The sequence below is a fragment of the Phocicoccus schoeneichii genome (assembly GCF_014635565.1).
GTDB classification, from domain to species: domain Bacteria; phylum Bacillota; class Bacilli; order Staphylococcales; family Salinicoccaceae; genus Phocicoccus; species Phocicoccus schoeneichii.
Genome location: NZ_BMDB01000006.1, coordinates 2,501 through 4,957, shown reverse-complemented (window position 1 = coordinate 4,957; position 2,457 = coordinate 2,501). Strand labels below are relative to the sequence as shown.

At 50.7% G+C, this 2,457-nt stretch carries 2 rRNA genes (1 of these 2 running past the window's edge); both read right to left on the bottom strand.

Features of this window, described 5'->3' with window-relative positions:
- Position 1: 1 nt before the first annotated feature.
- Positions 2-114: ribosomal RNA gene (gene rrf / locus IEU51_RS09180) — 5S ribosomal RNA — on the bottom strand.
- A 63-nt stretch (positions 115-177) separates the two neighbouring features.
- Positions 178-2,457, bottom strand: a 23S ribosomal RNA gene (locus IEU51_RS09175) (it continues 597 nt past the right edge of the window).

Sequence of the window (2,457 nt, the reverse complement as noted above, 5' to 3'; positions counted from 1 at the left end):
TGCCTAGCAGCGTCCTACTCTCGCAGGGAAACCCCAACTACCATCGGCGCTGGAGAGCTTAACTTCTGTGTTCGGCATGGGAACAGGTGTGGCCTCTCCGCCATCGCCACTAGACATGGAATGTTTACACATTCAAAACTGGATAGAAAAGTCATAGAACCGTTACACGCTTCATTTGTGAATAAGTCATCGATGGATTAGTATTCGTCCGCTACGTGTGTCACCACACTTACACGCCGAACCTATCAACCAGATCATCTCTCTGGCATCTAATGGGGAAATCTCATCTTGAGGGGGGCTTCATGCTTAGATGCTTTCAGCATTTATCCCGTCCATACGTAGCTACCCAGCTATGCCGTTGGCACGACAACTGGTACACCAGTGGTATGTCCATCCCGGTCCTCTCGTACTAAGGACAGCGCCTCTCAAATTTCCTACGCCCACGACGGATAGGGACCGAACTGTCTCACGACGTTCTGAACCCAGCTCGCGTACCGCTTTAATGGGCGAACAGCCCAACCCTTGGGACCGACTACAGCCCCAGGATGCGATGAGCCGACATCGAGGTGCCAAACCTCCCCGTCGATGTGAACTCTTGGGGGAGATAAGCCTGTTATCCCCGGGGTAGCTTTTATCCGTTGAGCGATGGCCCTTCCATGCGGAACCACCGGATCACTAAGTCCGTCTTTCGACCCTGCTCGACTTGTAGGTCTCGCAGTCAAGCTCCCTTTTGCCTTTACACTCTTTGAATGATTTCCAACCATTCTGAGGGAACCTTTGAGCGCCTCCGTTACTCTTTAGGAGGCGACCGCCCCAGTCAAACTGTCCATCTGACACTGTCTCCATACCGGTTTACGGTATCGGGTTAGAACCCCAAGTACACCAGGGTGGTATCCCACCAATGTCTCCACATAAACTGACGTTCATGCTTCATTGACTCCCACCTATCCTGTACAGGTGTACTCAAGATTCAATATCAAACTACAGTAAAGCTCCACGGGGTCTTTCCGTCCTGTCGCGGGTAACCAGCATCTTCACTGGTACTATGATTTCACCGAGCCTCTCGTTGAGACAGTGCCCAAATCGTTACGCCTTTCGTGCGGGTCAGAACTTACCTGACAAGGAATTTCGCTACCTTAGGACCGTTATAGTTACGGCCGCCGTTTACTGGGGCTTCAATTCGTACCTTCGCTTACGCTAAGCACTCCTCTTAACCTTCCAGCACCGGGCAGGCGTCAGCCCCTATACGTCACCTTTCGGTTTGGCAGAGACCTATGTTTTTGATAAACAGTCGCTTGGGCCTATTCACTGCGGCTGGCTGTTACACCAGCACCCCTTCTCCCGAAGTTACGGGGTCATTTTGCCGAGTTCCTTAACGAGAGTTCGCTCGCTCACCTTAGAATTCTCATCCCAACTACCTGTGTCGGTTTGCGGTACGGGCAGTCATACATTCGCTAGCAGCTTTTCTTGGCAGTGTGAATCTTGGGACTTCGTCTCATTCGACTCCCCATCATCGCTTGTACTTATACATGCCGGATTTGCCTAACATGAATACTTACGATTTAGACGTGCATAACCATCAGCACGATCCCTTCTCCTCCTGCGTCACCACTTCACTCAAACATGCATCACCGGTACAGGAATTTCTACCTGTTGTCCATCGCCTACGCTTATTGCCTCGGCTTAGGTCCCGACTTACCCAGAGCGGACGAGCCTTCCTCTGGAAACCTTAGTCATTCGGTGGACGGGATTCTCACCCGTCTTGCGCTACTCACACCGGCATTCTCACTTCTAAACGCTCCACATGTCCTCACGGTCATACTTCTCTGCATTTAGAACGCTCTCCTACCATTCTTTCGAATCCACAGCTTCGGTAATATGTTTAGCCCCGGTACATTTTCGGCGCAGCGTCACTTGACTAGTGAGCTATTACGCACTCTTTAAATGATGGCTGCTTCTAAGCCAACATCCTAGTTGTCTGTGCAACGCCACATCCTTTTCCACTTAACATATATTTGGGGACCTTAGCTGGTGGTCTGGGCTGTTTCCCTTTCGACAATGGACCTTATCACCCACTGTCTGACTCCCATACATCTCATCTATGGCATTCGGAGTTTGTCTGAACTCGGTAACCCGGGATGGGCCCCTCATCCAAACAGTGCTCTACCTCCACGATGATAATATGAGGCTATACCTAAATATATTTCGGAGAGAACCAGCTATCTCCAGGTTCGATTGGAATTTCACCCCTACCCACAACTCATCCGGTCACTTTTTAACGTAAGTCGGTTCGGTCCTCCATCCAGTGTTACCTGGACTTCAACCTGGTCATGGGTAGATCACCTGGTTTCGGGTCTACACACACATACTCTAGTCGCCCTATTCAGACTCGCTTTCGCTACGGCTCCACATTCGCTGCTTAACCTCGCATGTATGCGTAACTCGCCGGTTCATTAT